This window comes from Arthrobacter sp. Soc17.1.1.1 (assembly GCF_036867195.1).
Classification (GTDB): domain Bacteria; phylum Actinomycetota; class Actinomycetes; order Actinomycetales; family Micrococcaceae; genus Arthrobacter_D.
Genome location: NZ_JBAJII010000001.1, coordinates 1,105,586 through 1,122,015, shown reverse-complemented (window position 1 = coordinate 1,122,015; position 16,430 = coordinate 1,105,586). Strand labels below are relative to the sequence as shown.

13 protein-coding genes are annotated in these 16,430 nt (G+C 71.4%); 7 read left to right on the top strand and 6 right to left on the bottom strand.

Translation table 11 applies throughout. The annotated features are described in order from the left end of the window. Positions 1–19: 19 nt before the first annotated feature. Entirely contained in the window at positions 20–3,619 is a 3,600-nt protein-coding gene (gene mfd / locus V6S67_RS05140) for a transcription-repair coupling factor (RefSeq protein WP_334209225.1), read from the bottom strand. Positions 3,620–3,873: 254 nt separating this feature from the next. Between mfd and V6S67_RS05135 the strand changes: the two genes are divergently transcribed. From V6S67_RS05135 to V6S67_RS05125, 3 genes are read left to right on the top strand one after another with little or no spacing between them, the layout of a single operon-like run. Then, the gene (locus V6S67_RS05135; protein ID WP_334209224.1) at positions 3,874–4,371 is read left to right on the top strand and encodes a DUF2505 domain-containing protein; all 498 of its coding nucleotides are present in this window, start codon (positions 3,874–3,876) and stop codon (positions 4,369–4,371) included. Between the two features lie 46 nt (positions 4,372–4,417). Then, positions 4,418–4,639, top strand: coding sequence for an SCO4848 family membrane protein (locus tag V6S67_RS05130; RefSeq protein WP_334209223.1), 222 nt, complete (start codon positions 4,418–4,420; stop codon positions 4,637–4,639). 34 nt (positions 4,640–4,673) lie between these two features. Beyond that, the gene (locus V6S67_RS05125) at positions 4,674–5,366 is read left to right on the top strand and encodes an NUDIX domain-containing protein (RefSeq protein ID WP_334209222.1); all 693 of its coding nucleotides are present in this window, start codon (positions 4,674–4,676) and stop codon (positions 5,364–5,366) included. Positions 5,367–5,413: 47 nt separating this feature from the next. Here the strand turns inward: V6S67_RS05125 and nhaA are convergent, their stop codons facing one another. Beyond that, complete coding sequence (nhaA, locus tag V6S67_RS05120; RefSeq protein ID WP_334209221.1) at positions 5,414–6,757, bottom strand: Na+/H+ antiporter NhaA; 1,344 nt, start codon at positions 6,755–6,757, stop codon at positions 5,414–5,416. Positions 6,758–6,846: 89 nt separating this feature from the next. Between nhaA and V6S67_RS05115 the strand changes: the two genes are divergently transcribed. The 4 genes from V6S67_RS05115 (at position 6,847) to V6S67_RS05100 (ending at position 12,781) form a co-directional block, all read left to right on the top strand. Then, the gene (locus V6S67_RS05115; RefSeq protein ID WP_334209220.1) at positions 6,847–8,538 is read left to right on the top strand and encodes an ATP-binding protein; all 1,692 of its coding nucleotides are present in this window, start codon (positions 6,847–6,849) and stop codon (positions 8,536–8,538) included. A 490-nt stretch (positions 8,539–9,028) separates the two neighbouring features. Further along, the gene (locus tag V6S67_RS05110) at positions 9,029–9,652 is read left to right on the top strand and encodes a hypothetical protein (RefSeq protein ID WP_334209219.1); all 624 of its coding nucleotides are present in this window, start codon (positions 9,029–9,031) and stop codon (positions 9,650–9,652) included. Positions 9,653–10,065: 413 nt separating this feature from the next. Next, a complete protein-coding gene (locus V6S67_RS05105; protein WP_334211527.1) occupies positions 10,066–12,108 on the top strand; it encodes a copper-translocating P-type ATPase in 2,043 nt (680 codons plus the stop codon). Between the two features lie 34 nt (positions 12,109–12,142). Further along, a complete protein-coding gene (locus V6S67_RS05100) occupies positions 12,143–12,781 on the top strand; it encodes a DUF305 domain-containing protein (RefSeq protein ID WP_334209218.1) in 639 nt (212 codons plus the stop codon). Positions 12,782–12,816: 35 nt separating this feature from the next. On the opposite strand, the gene V6S67_RS05095 is transcribed toward V6S67_RS05100, so the two are convergent. The 4 genes from V6S67_RS05095 to V6S67_RS05080 all read right to left on the bottom strand — a co-directional run bounded on the left by V6S67_RS05095 (position 12,817) and on the right by V6S67_RS05080 (position 16,348). After that, positions 12,817–13,197, bottom strand: coding sequence for an ArsR/SmtB family transcription factor (locus tag V6S67_RS05095; protein ID WP_334209217.1), 381 nt, complete (start codon positions 13,195–13,197; stop codon positions 12,817–12,819). 39 nt (positions 13,198–13,236) lie between these two features. Further along, positions 13,237–14,481 (bottom strand): MFS transporter, encoded by a 1,245-nt coding sequence (locus tag V6S67_RS05090; protein WP_334209216.1) that lies wholly within the window; start codon positions 14,479–14,481, stop codon positions 13,237–13,239. A gap of 96 nt (positions 14,482–14,577) precedes the next feature. Then, positions 14,578–15,030 (bottom strand): Fe-S cluster assembly sulfur transfer protein SufU, encoded by a 453-nt coding sequence (sufU, locus tag V6S67_RS05085; protein ID WP_334209215.1) that lies wholly within the window; start codon positions 15,028–15,030, stop codon positions 14,578–14,580. A 1-nt stretch (position 15,031) separates the two neighbouring features. Continuing rightward, positions 15,032–16,348 (bottom strand): cysteine desulfurase, encoded by a 1,317-nt coding sequence (locus tag V6S67_RS05080; protein ID WP_334209214.1) that lies wholly within the window; start codon positions 16,346–16,348, stop codon positions 15,032–15,034. Positions 16,349–16,430 lie beyond the last annotated feature (82 nt).

Here is a 16,430-nt window from a genome sequence, read left to right as displayed (position 1 = left end):
GCGGTACCGTGTCCGGGGGCTAGGGCGTGAACACCGTGTCGAGCACGTCCTTCGCCCAGCCCAGGATCTCCGCGTCCACGAGGTCCCGGCCGCCGATCCTCGCGGTCTTGGGCTTCGGCACCAGCACCGCGTTGAGCGCCGGCTTCACGGCGGCGCCCGGGTACATGCGCGTGAGCCGCATCTGCTTGGACTCCGGCAGCTCCGCCGGGGCGAACTTGATGAAGTTGCCCTGCAGTGCCACGTCCGTCAGCCCGAGGGCACGGGCGCTCACCCTGAAGCGCGCGACAGCGATGAGGTTCTCCACCGCTGCGGGCGGCTCGCCGTAGCGGTCCTTGAGCTCGGCGACGACGGCGTCGATCGCCTCGTCCGTGACGGCCGCGGCGAGCTTGCGGTACGCCTCGAGGCGCAGCCGCTCCCCCGGCACGTAGTCGTGCGGCAGGTGCGCGTTGACGGGCAGCTCGATCTTCATCTCCGCCGCCTTCTCCTCCGCCTCGCCCCGGAAGTTCGCCACGGCCTCGCCGACGAGGCGGATGTAGAGGTCGAACCCGACGCCCTGGATGTGGCCGGACTGCTCGCCGCCGAGCAGGTTGCCCGCCCCGCGGATCTCGAGGTCCTTCATGGCCAGCTGCATGCCCGCACCGAGCTCGTTGTGGGACGCCACGGCCTTCAGCCGTTCCAGGGCCACCTCGCCGAGCGGCTTCTCCGACGGGTACAGGAAGTACGAGTAGGCCCGCTCGCGGCCACGGCCCACACGGCCGCGCAGCTGGTGCAGCTGCGACAGGCCGTAGGAGTCGGCACGGTCCACGATCAGCGTGTTGGCGTTGGAGATGTCCAGCCCGGTCTCGATGATCGTGGTGCACACGAGCACGTCGAACCGCTTCTCCCAGAAGTCCACGATGATCTGCTCGAGCCGCGACTCCGTCATCTGCCCGTGCGCGACGGCGACGCGCGCCTCGGGCACGAGCTCCTTGAGGTGCGCCGCGGTCCGGTCGATCGACGAGACCCGGTTGTGCACGAAGAACACCTGGCCCTCGCGCATGAGCTCGCGGCGGATGGCGGCGGACGCCTGCTTGTCCGTGTAGGGGCCCACATAGGTGAGCACGGGGTGGCGTTCCTCCGGCGGGGTGGCGAGCGTGGAGGTCTCGCGGATGCCGGTCAGCGACATCTCGAGCGTGCGCGGGATCGGCGTGGCACTCATCGCGAGGACGTCCACGTTGGTGCGCATCTTCTTCAGCGCCTCCTTGTGCTCCACGCCGAACCGCTGCTCCTCGTCCACGATGACCAGCCCGAGGTCCTTGAAGGAGATCTCCTTCGACAGGAGCCGGTGCGTGCCGATCACGACGTCGACGGCGCCCGAAGTGAGCCCTTCCGCCGTCTCACGCGATTCCTTCGCGGTCTGGAAGCGGGACAGGGCCCTCACGCGCACGGGGAAGCCGGAGAACCGCTCGGAGAACGTCTCGAAGTGCTGCTGCACCAGGAGCGTGGTGGGCACGAGCACCGCCACCTGCTTGCCGTCCTGCACGGCCTTGAACGCGGCGCGGACCGCGATCTCGGTCTTGCCGTAGCCGACGTCGCCGGAGACGAGCCGGTCCATGGGGACCTCGCGCTCCATGTCGGCCTTGACCTCGTTGATGGTGGTCAGCTGGTCGGGCGTCTCGACATAGGGGAACGCCTCCTCGAGCTCGCGCTGCCAGGGCGTGTCCGGTGCGAACGCGTGGCCCCGCGAGGCCATGCGCGCGGAGTAGAGGCGGATGAGCTCGCCGGCGATCTCCTTGACGGCCTTGCGCGCCTGGTTCTTGGTCTTGCTCCAGTCGGAGCCGCCCATCTTGCTGAGGGCCGGCGCGTCGCCGCCCACGTAGCGCGTCACCTGGTCGAGCTGGTCGGTGGGCACGAAGAGCCGGTCCCCCGGGGCGCCGCGCTTGGACGGCGCGTACTCGAGCACGAGGTACTCGCGCGTGGTGCGGGTGGGCCCGGCACCGGTGGAGCGCTGCATCAGCTCGACGAACTTCGCCACGCCGTGCTGCTCGTGGACCACGAAGTCGCCCTCCTTGAGCTGCAGGGGGTCGACGGCGTTGCGGCGGCGCGAGGGCATCTTGCGCATGTCCCGGGTGCCCGCGGCGCTCGTGCGGCCGAGCAGGTCGGCCTCGGTGAGCAGCCCGATCTTCAGGCCGTCCACCACGAAGCCGCGGCCGGCGCAGGCCGTCGTGATCTCGATGATGCCCGGCTGCGGCGTGCCGTCGAGGGAGTCCACGCGGCTCGCGGGGATGTCGTTGTCATGGAAGAGCTCGGCGAGACGCTGGGCGGGGCCGGGTCCCTCGGTGGCGACGACGACGCGCCACTGGTCGCGCACGCGCCCGCCGATGAACTCCATCATCTCGGCGACGTCGCCCTGGTAGCCGCGGGGCTCACGGGCGTGGAGCGTGAAGCTGTCCACGTCGGCCAGCTCCTCGTCGGCGCCGAAGGACGTGATGCCCCACCACGCCACCGAGTTGGCGAGCGCCGTCGAGCGGGTGTCGGTGAGGGAGCGGAAGCTCGCCTCCTGCAGGTCCGAGCCCAGCGCCCCGCCGAGGTCCAGCGGGGCGGCGCCGCCCTCGGACGCCGTCGACCACGCGGCGGCGAGGAACTCCTCGTTGGTGGCCGCGAGGTCGTGGGCGCGCGCCCTGACCTTCTCGGGCTCGATCACGACGGCGATGGACCCGGGCGGCAACTCCCCGGCGAACGGCACCATGGCGTCCACGAGCACGGGGGCGAGGGACTCCATGCCCTCGACGGCGATCCCGCCGGCGATCTTCTCCAGCATGGCGGCGGCGGCCGGCAGTTCGGACTGCAGCTTCGCGGCCCGGGACATGACCGACGGCGTGATGAGGATCTCGCGGCACGGCGGCGCGTACAGGGCGGCGGGCGGCTCCCCCGAGGTGAGGGAGCGCTGGTCGGCGACGGCGAACCACCGCATCTGGTCCACCTCGTCACCGAAGAAGTCCACGCGGACGGGGTGGTCCTCGGTGGGCGGGAAGACGTCGATGATGCCGCCGCGCACGGCGAACTCGCCGCGGTGCGTGACCATGTCGACGCGCGCGTAGGCGGCGTCGGAGAGGGCCTTGACCACGTCGGAGAACGCCACCTCGTCACCGACCTTCAGCGCCACGGGCTCGAGGTCCCCGAGGCCCGCGACGAGCGGCTGCACGACGGCGCGGATGGGCGCCACGATGACCTTCACGGGCGGACCCTCCGGGTGGGCGAGCCGGCGGAGCACGGACAGGCGCCGGCCCACGGTGTCGGACCGGGGTGAGAGCCGTTCGTGCGGCAGCGTCTCCCAGCTGGGGAACTCCTCGATGGCGCTCTCGGGCAGGTAGCTGCGCAGCGCCGAGGCGAGGTCCTCCGCCTCGCGCCCCGTGGCGGTGACGGCCAGCACCACGGGAGCCGCGCCGTCCCCGGGGGTCTCCGGACCTGACACTGCGAGGCCGTCGACCATCTCGGCGATCAGCGGGGCGCGCAGGCCCGCGGGGGCGCCGATCTGCAGATCCGCGCTGCGCTGGTCCACCGGTCGCGACGCATTGGTGCGGACGCGGGCGTAGGACGCATCCTCGGCCAGGGCCGCGCGCAATCCGTTAAGGCTCATCTGTTCGGGACTCCTCAGGCGGTGGTTCCTCCGCCCCGTCCCGTCACCGGCGAAACGCAGCGGCAGCGGGGCTGGGACAGCACGAAAGCCCGGAAAGACGAATCGTTCCCGGGACGTCTCCACACTACCAAGGGGCCCTGACGCTTTCCGGCCCGAGGATCGGTCCCCGGGCCGCCGAGGGGCAGGCCGTAGGATTGCCGGAAGACCCCCGCGCACCGCTCCCGCGGTCAGCGCGCCGAAATCCCGGAGGAACCATGGCTTTGAACGCGTCCACCACGCTCCCCTACGACACCCACACGGTGCTCGGCGTCTTCACCGACGAGGGCTTCGTGCGCCACATGAGCGAGTACGTCGGCGGCACCCTGGAGTCGCTCACGGTCGACGGCGACACCGCCGGGGCGTTCACCCTCACCGCGGTCCGCACCATGCCGACCACCCGCCTCCCGGACATGGCCCGCAAGTTCGTGGGCGAGACCCTCTCGGTCACGCAGACCGAGCACTGGGAGGCGCCCGCAGCGGACGGCTCCCGCCAGGCCTCGCTCGAGATGACTGTCGCCGGTGTGCCCCTGAACGTGTCCGCGGTCCAGCGGCTGATCGCCCAGGGCACCGACACCGTCGTCGACCTGCAGGGCAACGTCACCTCCTCCATCCCGTTCCTCGGCGGCAAGATCGCCGGCGCCGCGGAGCCGATGATCGGCAAGGCCCTCAACGTGCAGGCCGTCGAGGCCCGGAAGTGGCTCGAGAGCCGCTGACCCGCGCCCGTCCAGCCCCTCCCCCGAACCGGAAGACCCGCACGCCATGGAACTGCCCACACCCCTCGCCCTCATCCTGATCCTCGCCGGCGTCTGGACCCTGATCGTCTGGCCGCCGTTCCTGCGCCGCATCCTCAAGGACCCGCGCGCCCGTGACGAGAAGGGAGCGCCCACCCGCTTCCTCACGGTGCATGTCATGCTGATCTCCACGTCGATGATCCTCGGCGCGGCCACCGCCGTCATCGGGGTCCGCACCCTCATCGGCTGAGGCCGCAGCACAGTACCTCCCTCAGGAGCAGACCATGACCCGCGAGCAGGACCTCGAGGATCTGCAGCACCACGCCGCCGACGCGCCGGACGCGCGCGGCCGGACAGGGCTCGACCGGGCAGGACGCGACCTGACGCGGAACGCACGGGTCAGGATCCTGGGCGTGTCCGTCCTCGCATCGGACTGGCATGTGCTGCGCCGGACCACCTTCGAGTACACCCGCCTGGACGGCTCGCGGAACATCGAGTCCCGCGAGACCTATGACCGCGGCAACGGTGCGACGGTGCTCCTCTACGACCCCGGGCACGGCACCGTGCTCCTCGTCCGGCAGTTCCGATACCCCGCCTATGTGAACGACCACGCGGACGGGATGCTCCTGGAGGCTCCGGCAGGCCTCCTCGACGAGGACGACCCGGCCACCGCGATCCGCCGGGAGGCCGAGGAGGAGACCGGGGTGACCATCGGTGCCCTCGAGCACGTCTTCACGGCCTACATGAGCCCGGGCTCCGTCACCGAGGCGATCTACTTCTATGCCGCGCCCTACAGCGACGCCGACCGGTCCGGACCCGGCGGCGGCCTGCGCTCGGACGGGGAGGACCTCGAGGTCGTCGAGCTGCCCTTCGCCGACGCCCTGGCCGGCATCCGGGACGGGGCCATCGTCGACGCCAAGACCATCATGCTGCTGCAGTGGGCGGCGCTGGAGGGCCCGTTCGCCCGCAGGGCCTGATGGCCTGCGGACGTGGATCCGTCAGCGCGCGACGGGCCCCGTCCGGCCTACGGCCGGCCGTCCTGCTCGTACACGTCCGGCACGCCGTCCTGGTCGGCGTCGACGGCCTCCTCGGCCTCCACGATGCGGTAGTGGCGGTTGCGGAGGACCAGCACCGACGACGCCAGGAGCGCCGCCAGCAGCGACGCCGTGAGGATGCCCACCTTGGCGTGGTCGTCGTGGATGCTGCCCAGCCCGAAGCTCAGCTCCGCCACGAGCAGCGAGACCGTGAAGCCGATCCCGGCCAGGAGCGACATCCCGAACACGTCGATCCACTTCAGGGAGCGGTCCAGGGACGCCCGCGTGAGCTTCGTGACGAGCCACGTGGTGCCCAGGATCCCGACGGGCTTGCCCACCACGAGGGCCACGACGATACCGACGGCCACGGGGTCGGTGACGGCCGAGACCAGACCGTCCCAGCCCCCGATGGCGACGCCGGCGGAGAAGAAGGCGAACACCGGGACGGCGAAGCCGGCCGAGATGGGCCGGAACCGGTGCTCGAACACCTCCGAGAGCCCGGGGCCGGCCGACGGGCCGCCGCTCGCCTGCGAGCGGATCACCGGGATGGCGAAGCCCAGGAGGACGCCGGCCACGGTGGCGTGGATGCCCGAGGCGTGCACGAGCGCCCAGGTGATCAGGCCCAGGGGCAGGAGGATGTACCAGGCCGCCCAGGGCCGGATGCCGAAGAACCGGCGGTAGCGCTGGGCCAGGAACGTGAAGACGGCCAGGGGCAGGAGCGCCAGCAGCAACGGAGCGGCGGAGAGGTCGCTGGTGTAGAACACCGCGATGATGGTGATCGCGATGAGGTCGTCGACCACGGCCAGGGTGAGCAGGAAGATCCTCAGCGCGCTCGGCAGGTGTGAGCCGATGATCGCCAGCACGGCCACCGCGAACGCGATGTCCGTCGCCGTGGGGATCGCCCAGCCGCGCAGCGCCTCCGGGTTGCCGAGGTTGACCAGCGCGTAGATGACGGCGGGGACCGCCACACCACCGACGGCGGCGGCGATCGGCACCACGGACCGGCTGAAGCTGCGGAGGTCGCCGGCCACGAACTCGCGCTTGAGCTCCAGGCCGACGAGGAAGAAGAAGATGGCCAGCAGCCCGTCGGCGGCCCAGGCGCCGAGGGACAGCTCGAGGTGCCACGGCGCGTAGCCCACGCGCAGGTCGCGGAGCGCGAAGTAGCTCTCGGAGGCCGGGGAGTTGGCCCAGACGAGGGCGATGACGGCCGCGGCGACGAGCAGGATGCCGCCCACGGTCTCCTTGCGGAGGATCTCGCCGATCCTCAGCGCCTCGCCGTAGGTGCCCCTGCCCAGGACGGCGGAACGTGGCGGTACGGATGGGGTCTGGCTCATGATGGTGTCCTCAGAACGGGTCGACGAAGAAACTGCCGACCAGACTTCCCGGCTCACCTCCGTCCACTCTACTGGCTTAGGATCACCCCATGGGCCGAGCCGCACGTGTGCCGATGGCGGGAAGCCTCGAGGAGACGGGCCGCAGTGCGCGGCTCTTCCGACACCGGCGCCGCATCATCTACAGCGAACTCGCCCTCACCATCGCGTTCACCCTCGCCACGGCACTGGCCTTCACCGAGCGTGACGCCCTCGCCTCCGCCCCGGGCTTCCTCGCCGGCTGGGCCCTGAATCTCCTCGTCCTGGCCCTGTGCTGCATCCTGCCCTGGTCACGCATCCCGAGCCGCTGGGTGATCGTCATGCCGCTCGTCGACTTCGTCGCGATCGGCCTCTCCCGCGCGTCGGCGGGCGAGAGCCTCGCAGGTGTCGGCCTGCTGGCGGCGTTCCCCGTCGTCTGGATCGCGGCGTCCCGCGTCCGGACCCGCACCGCCGTCGCCGTCTCCGCCCTCGCGTCCCTGGCGATCATCTGGCTGCCGCTCGCGCTCCGCGCCGAACCGGTGACCTTCGACGAGCTGGCCGACCCGGTGCTGCTCCCCGTGCTGCTCGCCGGCCTCGCCTGGTTCGTCAGCGCGCTCACCAAGGAGAACCGGCGGCGGCAGGAGGCACTGAGGGCCTCCCAGGCGGCGCTGCGCGCGAACGTGGAGGCGGGCCGCGCCCGCGAGCGCCTGCTCGGCACCGTCCTCGACACGGTCAGCGTGGGGCTGCTGGCGGTCGACGCCGGGGGCCACGACATCCTCATGAACGCCCGCCAGCGCGAGGCCCACGCCGCTGCCGCGCCTCCCGGCAACGACGATCCGAACGAGTCCGAACTGCTGATCTTCGGCGCCGACCGGGTCACGCCCGTGCCGCCGGAGGAGCGGCCGGTGCGCCGGGCGATCCGCGGCGAGGACCTCGAGGCCGAGCAGGTGTGGGTGGGCAGCGGGCGGGGCCAGCGCGCCTTCAACATCTACTCGCACGCCATGCACGACGACGACGGCACGTTCGCCGGCACGGTGGTCTCCTTCAACGACGTGACCGAACTGGTCCTCGCGCTGCAGGCGAAGGACGACTTCCTGTCCAACGTGTCGCACGAGTTCAGGACACCGCTGACGTCCATCCTCGGGTATCTCGAGCTGACGCTCGAGCGTGAGGACCATCTGCCCGACGGCGTCGCCGGGCACCTCCAGGTGGCGCGCCGCAACGCGGTGCGGCTCGAGCGCCTCGTCGAGGACCTGCTCGCCATCAATGCCGGGTCCTTCCGCGTGGACCCCGTGCCCACGGACGTCGGCCGGCTCCTGGCGGACGCGGCGTCGTCGGGGTACGTCCGTGCCACGCACGCGGGCCTGCGGCTCGTGAACCGCGCGCCGTCGTCCCTGCCCGCCGTGGTGGACCCGGTGCGCCTCGGACAGGCCGTCGACAACCTGCTCACCAATGCCGTGAAGTACAACCGGCGGGGCGGGAGCATCACGCTCGATGCCCGCCGGGGCGAGGACGGCCTGGTCATCGAGGTCGAGGACACGGGGATCGGTATCGAGTCGGAGGACCTGCACCGGATCTTCGACCGCTTCTTCCGCTCGCCGACGGTCCGGGCGACGGCGGTGCCCGGCGTCGGGCTGGGGCTGCTGATCACCAAGACCATCGTGGGCGAGCACCAGGGCTCCATCACCGTGACGAGCGAGCGTGGCAAGGGCACGTGCTTCACGATCCTGATCCCGCAGCCTGCGCCGGACGGCGTCCGGCCCTGACCGAGTGCCGCCGCCGGAGATTCGGGTACCCCTGACCGGCCTGTCGCCGCCGAAAGGCCCGTACATTGGTGGGCGTCGGCGCCGCACGGCGTTGTGCTGCGCCGACGGAGCACCAGGCCAGTCGCCCGGGCGGCGCGGAGCGCCGTGCCCGGCTGCGCAGGAGGGCGCAGGTCCAGCACGCCTTCCCGCGATGGAATCCGCGCGAATCCAGGTCGGAAGAGAACCAGGCGCCATGAACACCTCGTCCGCCGTCAAGAACGCCCGTCACGGGAACCGCAGGCCTCCCGTGGTGGCCTGCACGCTCCTGGTGATCCTGGCCCTGGGAACCGCCGCGTGTTCGCCGCCCGACCCTGAGCCGTCCCCACCGGTTCAGTCCGCCGCACCGTCGCCCCCACCGGCGGCTCCACCGGTGGCTCCATCCGCCGTCCCTCGACCGTCCCCGCGCGCCGAGCCGGCCGCGGGGAGGACGTATCCCTGGCACACGGACATCGTGGCCACGACCTTCTGGGTCGGCGAGATCTTCGACCCGCAGGCACCGGACGGCAGCCAGGCGTACTCGACCTACGACTCCGCGTGGCTGGAGAGCTACGGTGGGTGCGACGGCGTCGTCGTCGATGGTGCCTGCCGGACCGAAGCACGGGTGGCCGCGAACGGCTATGCCCCCACCCGCATGACACCGCGGGAGAACCCGTTCTACCTGGACCTGCCCTACGACGACATCAACAATGCCGCGGCCTTCCGGGAGAGGGCCTCCGTCATACCCTGGGCCGGCGAGCCGGCCTACGCCGGCAGGGCGACGGACACCTCGTTCAGCTACATGAAGAACCGCTGGGTGAGGATCCGCAGCGGCGGCCGCGAATGCTACGGACAGATCCAGGACGCCGGGCCCGGCCAGTACCGGGACAAGGCCTACGTCTTCGGCGCCGATGACGCACGACCGGCGAACAGGAGTTTCAACGGAGCCGGCATGGACGTCTCGCCCGCCCTCAACGGCTGCCTCGGGTTCAAGCAGGTGAACGGCCAGGACGACCGCGTGGACTGGCAGTTCGTCGATGACGGGGACGTCCCGCCAGGTCCCTGGAAGTCCATCGTCACCACCCGCCAGGTCCGCTGAGAGCCGCATCCGTCGCCGGAGCGGACCGGTGATCCACACTCCTTGACTTATACCCCCTAGGGGTATAAGTTCAGCGGTACCTGAAAAGGCTGTCTCCCCCTCCGGGACGCACACCGTGATGGTCCAGTCGCACGACCGCCGCAGGCGGGCACTCCGCAGACCCCGATGGTCGGGCAGTGCCACCCTGCGCCACCAGACGTGCCATGGATGCCGCGAGCGCGCGACCGCCGCGCATCCCGTGAAAGAGGTCCCCGGAACCGCTTTCCTCATGACGGAGACGAACGCCCCAGGAGAACACCATGGATGGAACACCCCACACCCAGCTGACGCCGGACATCAGAGCCACCCGGCACACCCACCACGACGATCATCAGGTGCACTCCCACGGGGAGCACGCCGGGCATTCGACGGCCATGTTCAGGAGCCGGTTCTGGGCCAGCCTGGTCCTCGCGGTCCCGGTCGTCGCCTTCAGTCCCATGTTCACCATGCTCCTCGGCCGCATGCCGCCGGAGTTCCCGGGCTCCACCCTGATCGCCCCGGTGCTCGGCACGATCATCTTCCTGTACGGCGGCACCCCGTTCCTGAAGGGAGGGGTGTCGGAGCTGAGGTCCCGGCAGCCCGGCATGATGCTGCTGATCGCCATGGCCATCAGCGTCGCGTTCATCGCCTCCTGGGTCACCACGCTGCGGATCGGCGGGTTCGCCCTGGACTTCTGGTGGGAGCTCGCCCTGCTGATCGTGATCATGCTCCTGGGCCACTGGATGGAGATGCGCGCCCTGGGCTCCGCCGCCGGGGCCCTGGACGCCCTGGCGGCCCTGCTGCCCGACGAGGCCGACAGGATCACGGCCGCCGGCGTCGAGACCGTGCCGGTGGGCTCGCTGACCGTCGGGGACGCCGTGCTCGTGCGCTCCGGCGCCCGGGTACCCGCCGATGGGCGGATCATCGACGGGGCGGCCGAGTTCGACGAGTCGATGATCACCGGCGAATCGCGTACCGTGCCGCGCGCGGTCGGGGACACCGTCGTCGCAGGTACCGTCGCCACCGACAACGCCGTGCGGCTGGCGGTGACCGCCGTCGGGTCCGGGACCACGCTCGCCGGGATCCAGCGACTGGTCGCCGAGGCGCAGGCCTCCTCCTCGAGGGCGCAGGCCCTGGCGGACCGGGCTGCCGCCCTGCTGTTCTACTTCGCGCTCGGCGCCGGCATCCTGACCTTCCTCGCCTGGATGCTCCTCGGCAGCCCGGATGACGCGGTGATCCGCACCGTCACGGTCCTCGTGATCGCCTGCCCCCACGCCCTCGGACTGGCGATCCCGCTGGTGATCGCGATCTCCACCGAACGCGCCGCGAAGGCCGGGATACTGATCAGAAACCGCATCGCCCTGGAACGCATGCGCACCGTCGACATCGTCCTGTTCGACAAGACCGGCACCCTCACCGAGGGCCGGCACGCCGTCACCGCGACCACCACGGTCACCGGGATGAGCGAGGCCGAGCTGCTGGCACTGGCCGGCGCCGCCGAAGCCGACAGCGAGCACCCGGTCGCCCGCGCCGTCGTAACAGCCGCTCGCGCCGATCGGGAGGCGGCGGACCTCGCCTACATCGGCACGGGGTTCACTTCCCTGACCGGCCGCGGCGTCCGGGCCACGGTCCATGGCCGCGACGTGGCGGTCGGCGGGCCGGCCATGCTCAGGGACCTCGGACTCGACACCCCCTCGGACATCGCGGCCACGGTGCACGGATGGGTGGGCCGCGGCGCGGCTGTCCTGCACGTCATCCGCGACGGTGCGGTGATCGGCGCCCTCAGGCTCGAGGACAGGGTCCGCGAGGAATCCCGGACGGCCGTGCAGGCCCTGCAGGCCCGCGGGGTGAGGGTCGCGATGATCACCGGCGACGCCCGCCAGGTCGCCGACGTGGTCGGCGCGGAACTGGGCATCGACGAGGTGTTCGCCGACGTCCTGCCCAGGGACAAGGACTCCAAGGTCACCGAGCTGCAGGGCCGCGGCCTGAGGATCGCGATGGTCGGCGACGGCGTCAACGACGCCCCCGCCCTGGCCCGAGCGGAGGTGGGCATCGCCATCGGCGCCGGGACGGACGTGGCCATGGAGTCCGCCGGCGTGGTCCTCGCGGGGAACGACCCGCGCTCGGTGCTGGCGCTGATCGACCTGTCCAGGGCCAGCTACCGCAGGATGATCCAGAACCTGATCTGGGCCACCGGGTACAACGTGCTGGCCGTGCCGCTGGCCGCAGGCGTGCTGGCGTCTGCCGGGATCCTGCTCTCACCTGCCGCCGGCGCGGTGCTGATGAGCGTGTCCACCATCGTGGTGGCGCTCAACGCGCAGCTGCTGCGGCGGATCGACCTCAACCCGCGGCACATCGGCGCAGCGGGCACCGCACGATCGGCGCCGGGACCACGGCACGACCTGACACCACCCCTCACTGACACCACCCCTCACTGACACCACCCCTCTCTGAACCCCGAAGGATCCGACCATGAAGCGTTCCCTGTCCCTGGCATCCCTGTCCCTGGCCGCCCTCGTCACCCTGTCCGCCTGCGGTCCGTCCTCCGGCGGGGACAAGGAGGGCTCGGCGGGCACGGGAGGGAGCTCCGCCCAGGCCGGGCACAACGACGCGGACGTGATGTTCGCGCAGCAGATGATCCCCCACCACGAGCAGGCCGTGGAGATGAGCGAGCTGATGCTCGCCAAGGACGGCATCAGCCCGGAGGTCACGGACCTCGCCACGAGGATCAAGGAGGCCCAGGGCCCCGAGATCCGTACCATGACCGGCTGGCTGGACGCCTGGGGTGAGCCCGTGGAGGCCGACGGCGGCATGGAGGGCCACGACATGGGATCCGACATGGGATCCGACACGGGATCCGACACCGGCGGGTCGGCATCCGACGGGATGCTGAGCGAGGACGAGCTGTCCGAGCTCGACGCCGCCGACGGCTCCGACGCGTCCCGCCTCTTCCTCGAGTCGATGACCGCCCACCACGAGGGCGCGGTCGGCATGGCGCAGGACGAGATCGACGACGGGCAGCACCCGGAAGCGATCGCCCTGGCCGAACGGGTCGTCGAGACGCAGACTGCGGAGATTACCGAGATGGACGAGCTCCTCGCCGGTCCCTGACCGACCGGCGCGGGCCGCCGCACCGGTGGCGGCGACTACTCGTGGACGGGTTCCCCGGTGACGCGGTGGTCGGCGTGGTTCATGCCCTCGAGGATGAGCCGGGCCAGGTGCCCGTCGATGATGCTGTAGACGACGTTGCGGGCCTCCTTGCGCGTGGACACCAGCCCGGACAGGCGCAGTTTGGCGAGGTGCTGGCTCACCGCGGTCCTGTTGGCGCCCGTCGCCGCGACGAGGGTCCCGACGTCGGCGGCCCCCTGCGTGAGGAGCCACAGGAGATGCAGGCGGGTCGGGTCGGCGAGCATGCGGAAGGTCGCTGCCCCCGCGTCCAGCCGGGCCGCGTCGGGGGCGACGGGATGCACCAGGCTCGGCCCTGCGGGCTCGCCGCCCGAGGCGCTGGGGGTGCTGATCTCGACCACTCTCCTCGTCCCGGCGTCGTGTCCTGTGCCGCTCCTACGTTACCGCTCCGCGACGGCGCCCTGCCCGGCCTGAGCCGATGCGGCGCCGATCCGCGCCGGGCGCCAGACGGCGAGCGCGGTGAGCGTGCCGGCCAGGGCCAGCCCTCCCAGGACGAGGGCTGCCGCCGGCTGGCCCGCGGCAGCCCCCACCCACCCGGCCACCGGGTACGTGAGCATGAAGCACGCATGGGACAGGGAGAACTGGGCGGTGAAGAGGTGGCTCCTGGTGTCATCGGTCGCCGCGCGGCGGAGCAGACGCGAGGACGGGGTGCTGATCATGGAGGTCCCGATGCCGAGGACCACCCAGAGGCCGAGGAACAGCGCCCACGACCCGCCGGTCGCGCTGACGAGGGCCGCGCCGAGCAGGCCCGGCGGGAGGATGGTCCCGCCGGCGAGCATGAGCGTCCGGTCCGTCACGCGCTCGAGGACTGCGGGTGCGATGAACGCGACGAGCATCGACCCGGCGCCGAAGGCGGCCAGCGCGAACGCGACATCGGTGTTCGACCCGCCGAAGAGCTCCCGGGCGTAGACGACGGTGTTCACCAGGACGAGCGCCGTCGCCGTGGCGACGACGAGGTTCAGGGCCATCAGCCCGCGCAGGGCCGGATCCTGCAGGAAGATCCTGGTGCCGAGGGTGGTGCGGCGCAGGAGGGAGCCCTGGTGCTGCGAGGGCGGGATGACCGGGAGCCTCGTCGCGAGGACCAGCGCAGCGGACACGAGGAACCCCGCCGTCGTACCGACGAACAGGTCGGAGTACGAGACCACCGCCAGGAGCGCTGCGGCCAGCAGCGGGCTGAGGAGGGACTCGAGGTCGTAGGCGAGGCGGGAGAGCGACAGCGCCCTCGTGTAGTCCTTCTCCTCCGGCAGGACGACGGGGATGAGGGACTGGAAGGCGGGCGTGAAGGTCGCCGACGCCGACTGCAGGACGAACACCAGCACGTAGATCTGCCAGACCTGGTCCACGAAGGGCAGGCCCATCGCGATCACCGCGCGCACGAGATCCGCGCTCACGAGGACACCCTTGCGCGGCAGCCGTTCGACCAGGGCCGCCATCACCGGTGCGACGACGACGTAGGCGATCATCTTGATGGTCAGCGCGGTGCCGAGCACCGCGCCCGCCCGTCCGCCGGCGAGGTCGAAGGCCAGGAGGCCGAGGGCGACGGTGAGCAGGCCGGTACCGAGCAGGGCCACGACCTGCGCGGTGAAGAGAGTGCGGTACGCGGACCGCCGGAGGACAGAGAGCATGGGAGACCCGTCTCGCGCAGGAGTGGATCACCTCATCATATGTGCACGTGTGTGCACATGTGAACCTGCTTGCGGGTCGGATTCCGGGCGGCCGGGTCAGGCGTTCGCGGCGAGCAGCGACTCCTCGAGCGCCACCCAGGCGAGCATGGCGCACTTGACCCGCGCGGGGAACCGCGAGACACCGGAGAACGCCGCGGCGTCGCCGAGGACCTCCTCGTCCGCCTCGATCTTCCCGCGGGAGCGCAGCACCTCGCGGAACGCGTCCACCAGGGTGATGGCCTCGTCCCGCGGCAGTCCCTGCACCAGGTCGGTGAGCACGGACGCGGAGGCCATCGAGATGGCGCAGCCCGCGCCGTCCCACGTCACCGTGGCGAGCGTACCGTCGGCCACGCCGGCGCGCAGGGTGATCTCGTCACCGCACACGGGGTTCAGCTGGTGGGACTCGCCCACGCGGCCCGCGCCGTCGTACTCCCGCAGCGGCGAGCCGTGCCGTGCCTTCGCGTGGTCGAGGATGATCTGCTGGTACAGCTGTTCGAGGCCCGTGCTCATGTCAGTTCGCTCCGAAGAAGGGACGGACCCCGGCGACGGCCTCGAGGAAGGCGTCCACCTCGTCCGTGGTGGTGTACAGGTAGGTGCTGGCGCGCGTGGTGGCGGTGAGGCCGAAGCGCCGGTGGAGCGGCTGCGCGCAGTGGTGGCCCACCCGCACGGCGATGCCGCGGTCGTCGAGGAACTGTCCCACGTCGTGGGCGTGGACACCCCCGACGTCGAACGAGGCGAGGCCGATGCGCGGCTCGCCCGCCCGCGGCCCGAGAACGCGGATGCCGGGGACGGCGTCCAGGCCCTCCACCAGCCGCGCGCCGAGGGCGGACTCCCACGCCTCGACGCGGTGCATCCCGGTCTCGGCGAGGTAGTTCGCGGCGGCACCGAGGGCGATCGCCTGCGAGATCCGCTGCGTCCCCGCCTCGAAGCGGTTCGGCGCGGGCAGGTACTCAGCGCGTTCCATCGTGACCGTGGTGATCATGGAGCCGCCCGTGAGGAAGGGCGGCATGGCGTTCAGCAGCTCCGCCCGCCCGTACAGGGCGCCGATCCCGGTGGGGCCGAGCATCTTGTGGCCGGAGAACACGAGGAAGTCGACGTCGAGGGCCTTAACGTCCACCGGCAGGTGCGGCACGGACTGGCAGGCGTCCAGCAGGGTGAGGGCGCCCACGGACCGCGCGAGCGCCACGAGGTCCGCCACGGGGTTGATGGTGCCGAGCACGTTGGAGGCGTGCGAGAACGCCACGAGCCGGGTGCCGGCGGTGATCACCGCGGCGGCGTCGTCGAGCCGCAGGGCGCCGTCGTCGGCCACCGGGAGGAAGCGCAGCTCCGCGCCCGTGCGCGCGGCGAGTTCCTGCCACGGGATGAGGTTCGCGTGGTGCTCCATCTCGGTGACCACGATGTTGTCGCCGGGTCCGACGGCGAACCGGCGCGCCGCCGCTCCCCCGCGCCCGGCCGCGGCGTTGGACATCGCGTAGGCCACGAGGTTGATGCCCTCGGTGGCGTTGGAGGTCCAGACGAGCTCGTCGGTGCGGGCCCCGATGAAGCGGGCGACGGCGGTGCGCGCGTCCTCGTAGGCGTCCGTGGCCTCGACGGCGAGCGTGTGGGCCCCGCGGTGCACGGCGGCGTTGCGCTGCTCGTAGTACTCCTGCTCGGCCTCCATGACGCTCAGCGGGTTCTGCGAGGTGGCCCCGGAGTCGAGGTACACGAGCGGCCTGCCGTTGACCTCGGTGCCGAGGATCGGGAAGTCGTTGCGGATGCGGTGCACCTCGGCGTCGTTCAGCACCGCGCGGGACGGCGTGAGCGTGACGGGCGTTTCGACCACGGGCACGTGGGACTCCTCAGGATCGGGCAGCCCCGCGGCAATTACGCAAGGCTTCTCTGCTCTAATCCTCCCACCGGATGCGTTCCGG

What these genes read in the sequence shown, in the direction of transcription:
- mfd (WP_334209225.1), bottom strand. Translation starts at nt 3,619, where the DNA reads ATGAGCCTTAACGGATTGCGCGCGGCCCTGGCCGAGGATGCGTCCTAC.
- V6S67_RS05135 (WP_334209224.1), top strand. Translation starts at nt 3,874, where the DNA reads ATGGCTTTGAACGCGTCCACCACGCTCCCCTACGACACCCACACGGTG.
- V6S67_RS05130 (WP_334209223.1), top strand. Translation starts at nt 4,418, where the DNA reads ATGGAACTGCCCACACCCCTCGCCCTCATCCTGATCCTCGCCGGCGTC.
- V6S67_RS05125 (WP_334209222.1), top strand. Translation starts at nt 4,674, where the DNA reads ATGACCCGCGAGCAGGACCTCGAGGATCTGCAGCACCACGCCGCCGAC.
- nhaA (WP_334209221.1), bottom strand. Translation starts at nt 6,757, where the DNA reads ATGAGCCAGACCCCATCCGTACCGCCACGTTCCGCCGTCCTGGGCAGG.
- V6S67_RS05115 (WP_334209220.1), top strand. Translation starts at nt 6,847, where the DNA reads ATGGGCCGAGCCGCACGTGTGCCGATGGCGGGAAGCCTCGAGGAGACG.
- V6S67_RS05105 (WP_334211527.1), top strand. Translation starts at nt 10,066, where the DNA reads ATGTTCAGGAGCCGGTTCTGGGCCAGCCTGGTCCTCGCGGTCCCGGTC.
- V6S67_RS05100 (WP_334209218.1), top strand. Translation starts at nt 12,143, where the DNA reads ATGAAGCGTTCCCTGTCCCTGGCATCCCTGTCCCTGGCCGCCCTCGTC.
- V6S67_RS05090 (WP_334209216.1), bottom strand. Translation starts at nt 14,481, where the DNA reads ATGCTCTCTGTCCTCCGGCGGTCCGCGTACCGCACTCTCTTCACCGCG.
- sufU (WP_334209215.1), bottom strand. Translation starts at nt 15,030, where the DNA reads ATGAGCACGGGCCTCGAACAGCTGTACCAGCAGATCATCCTCGACCAC.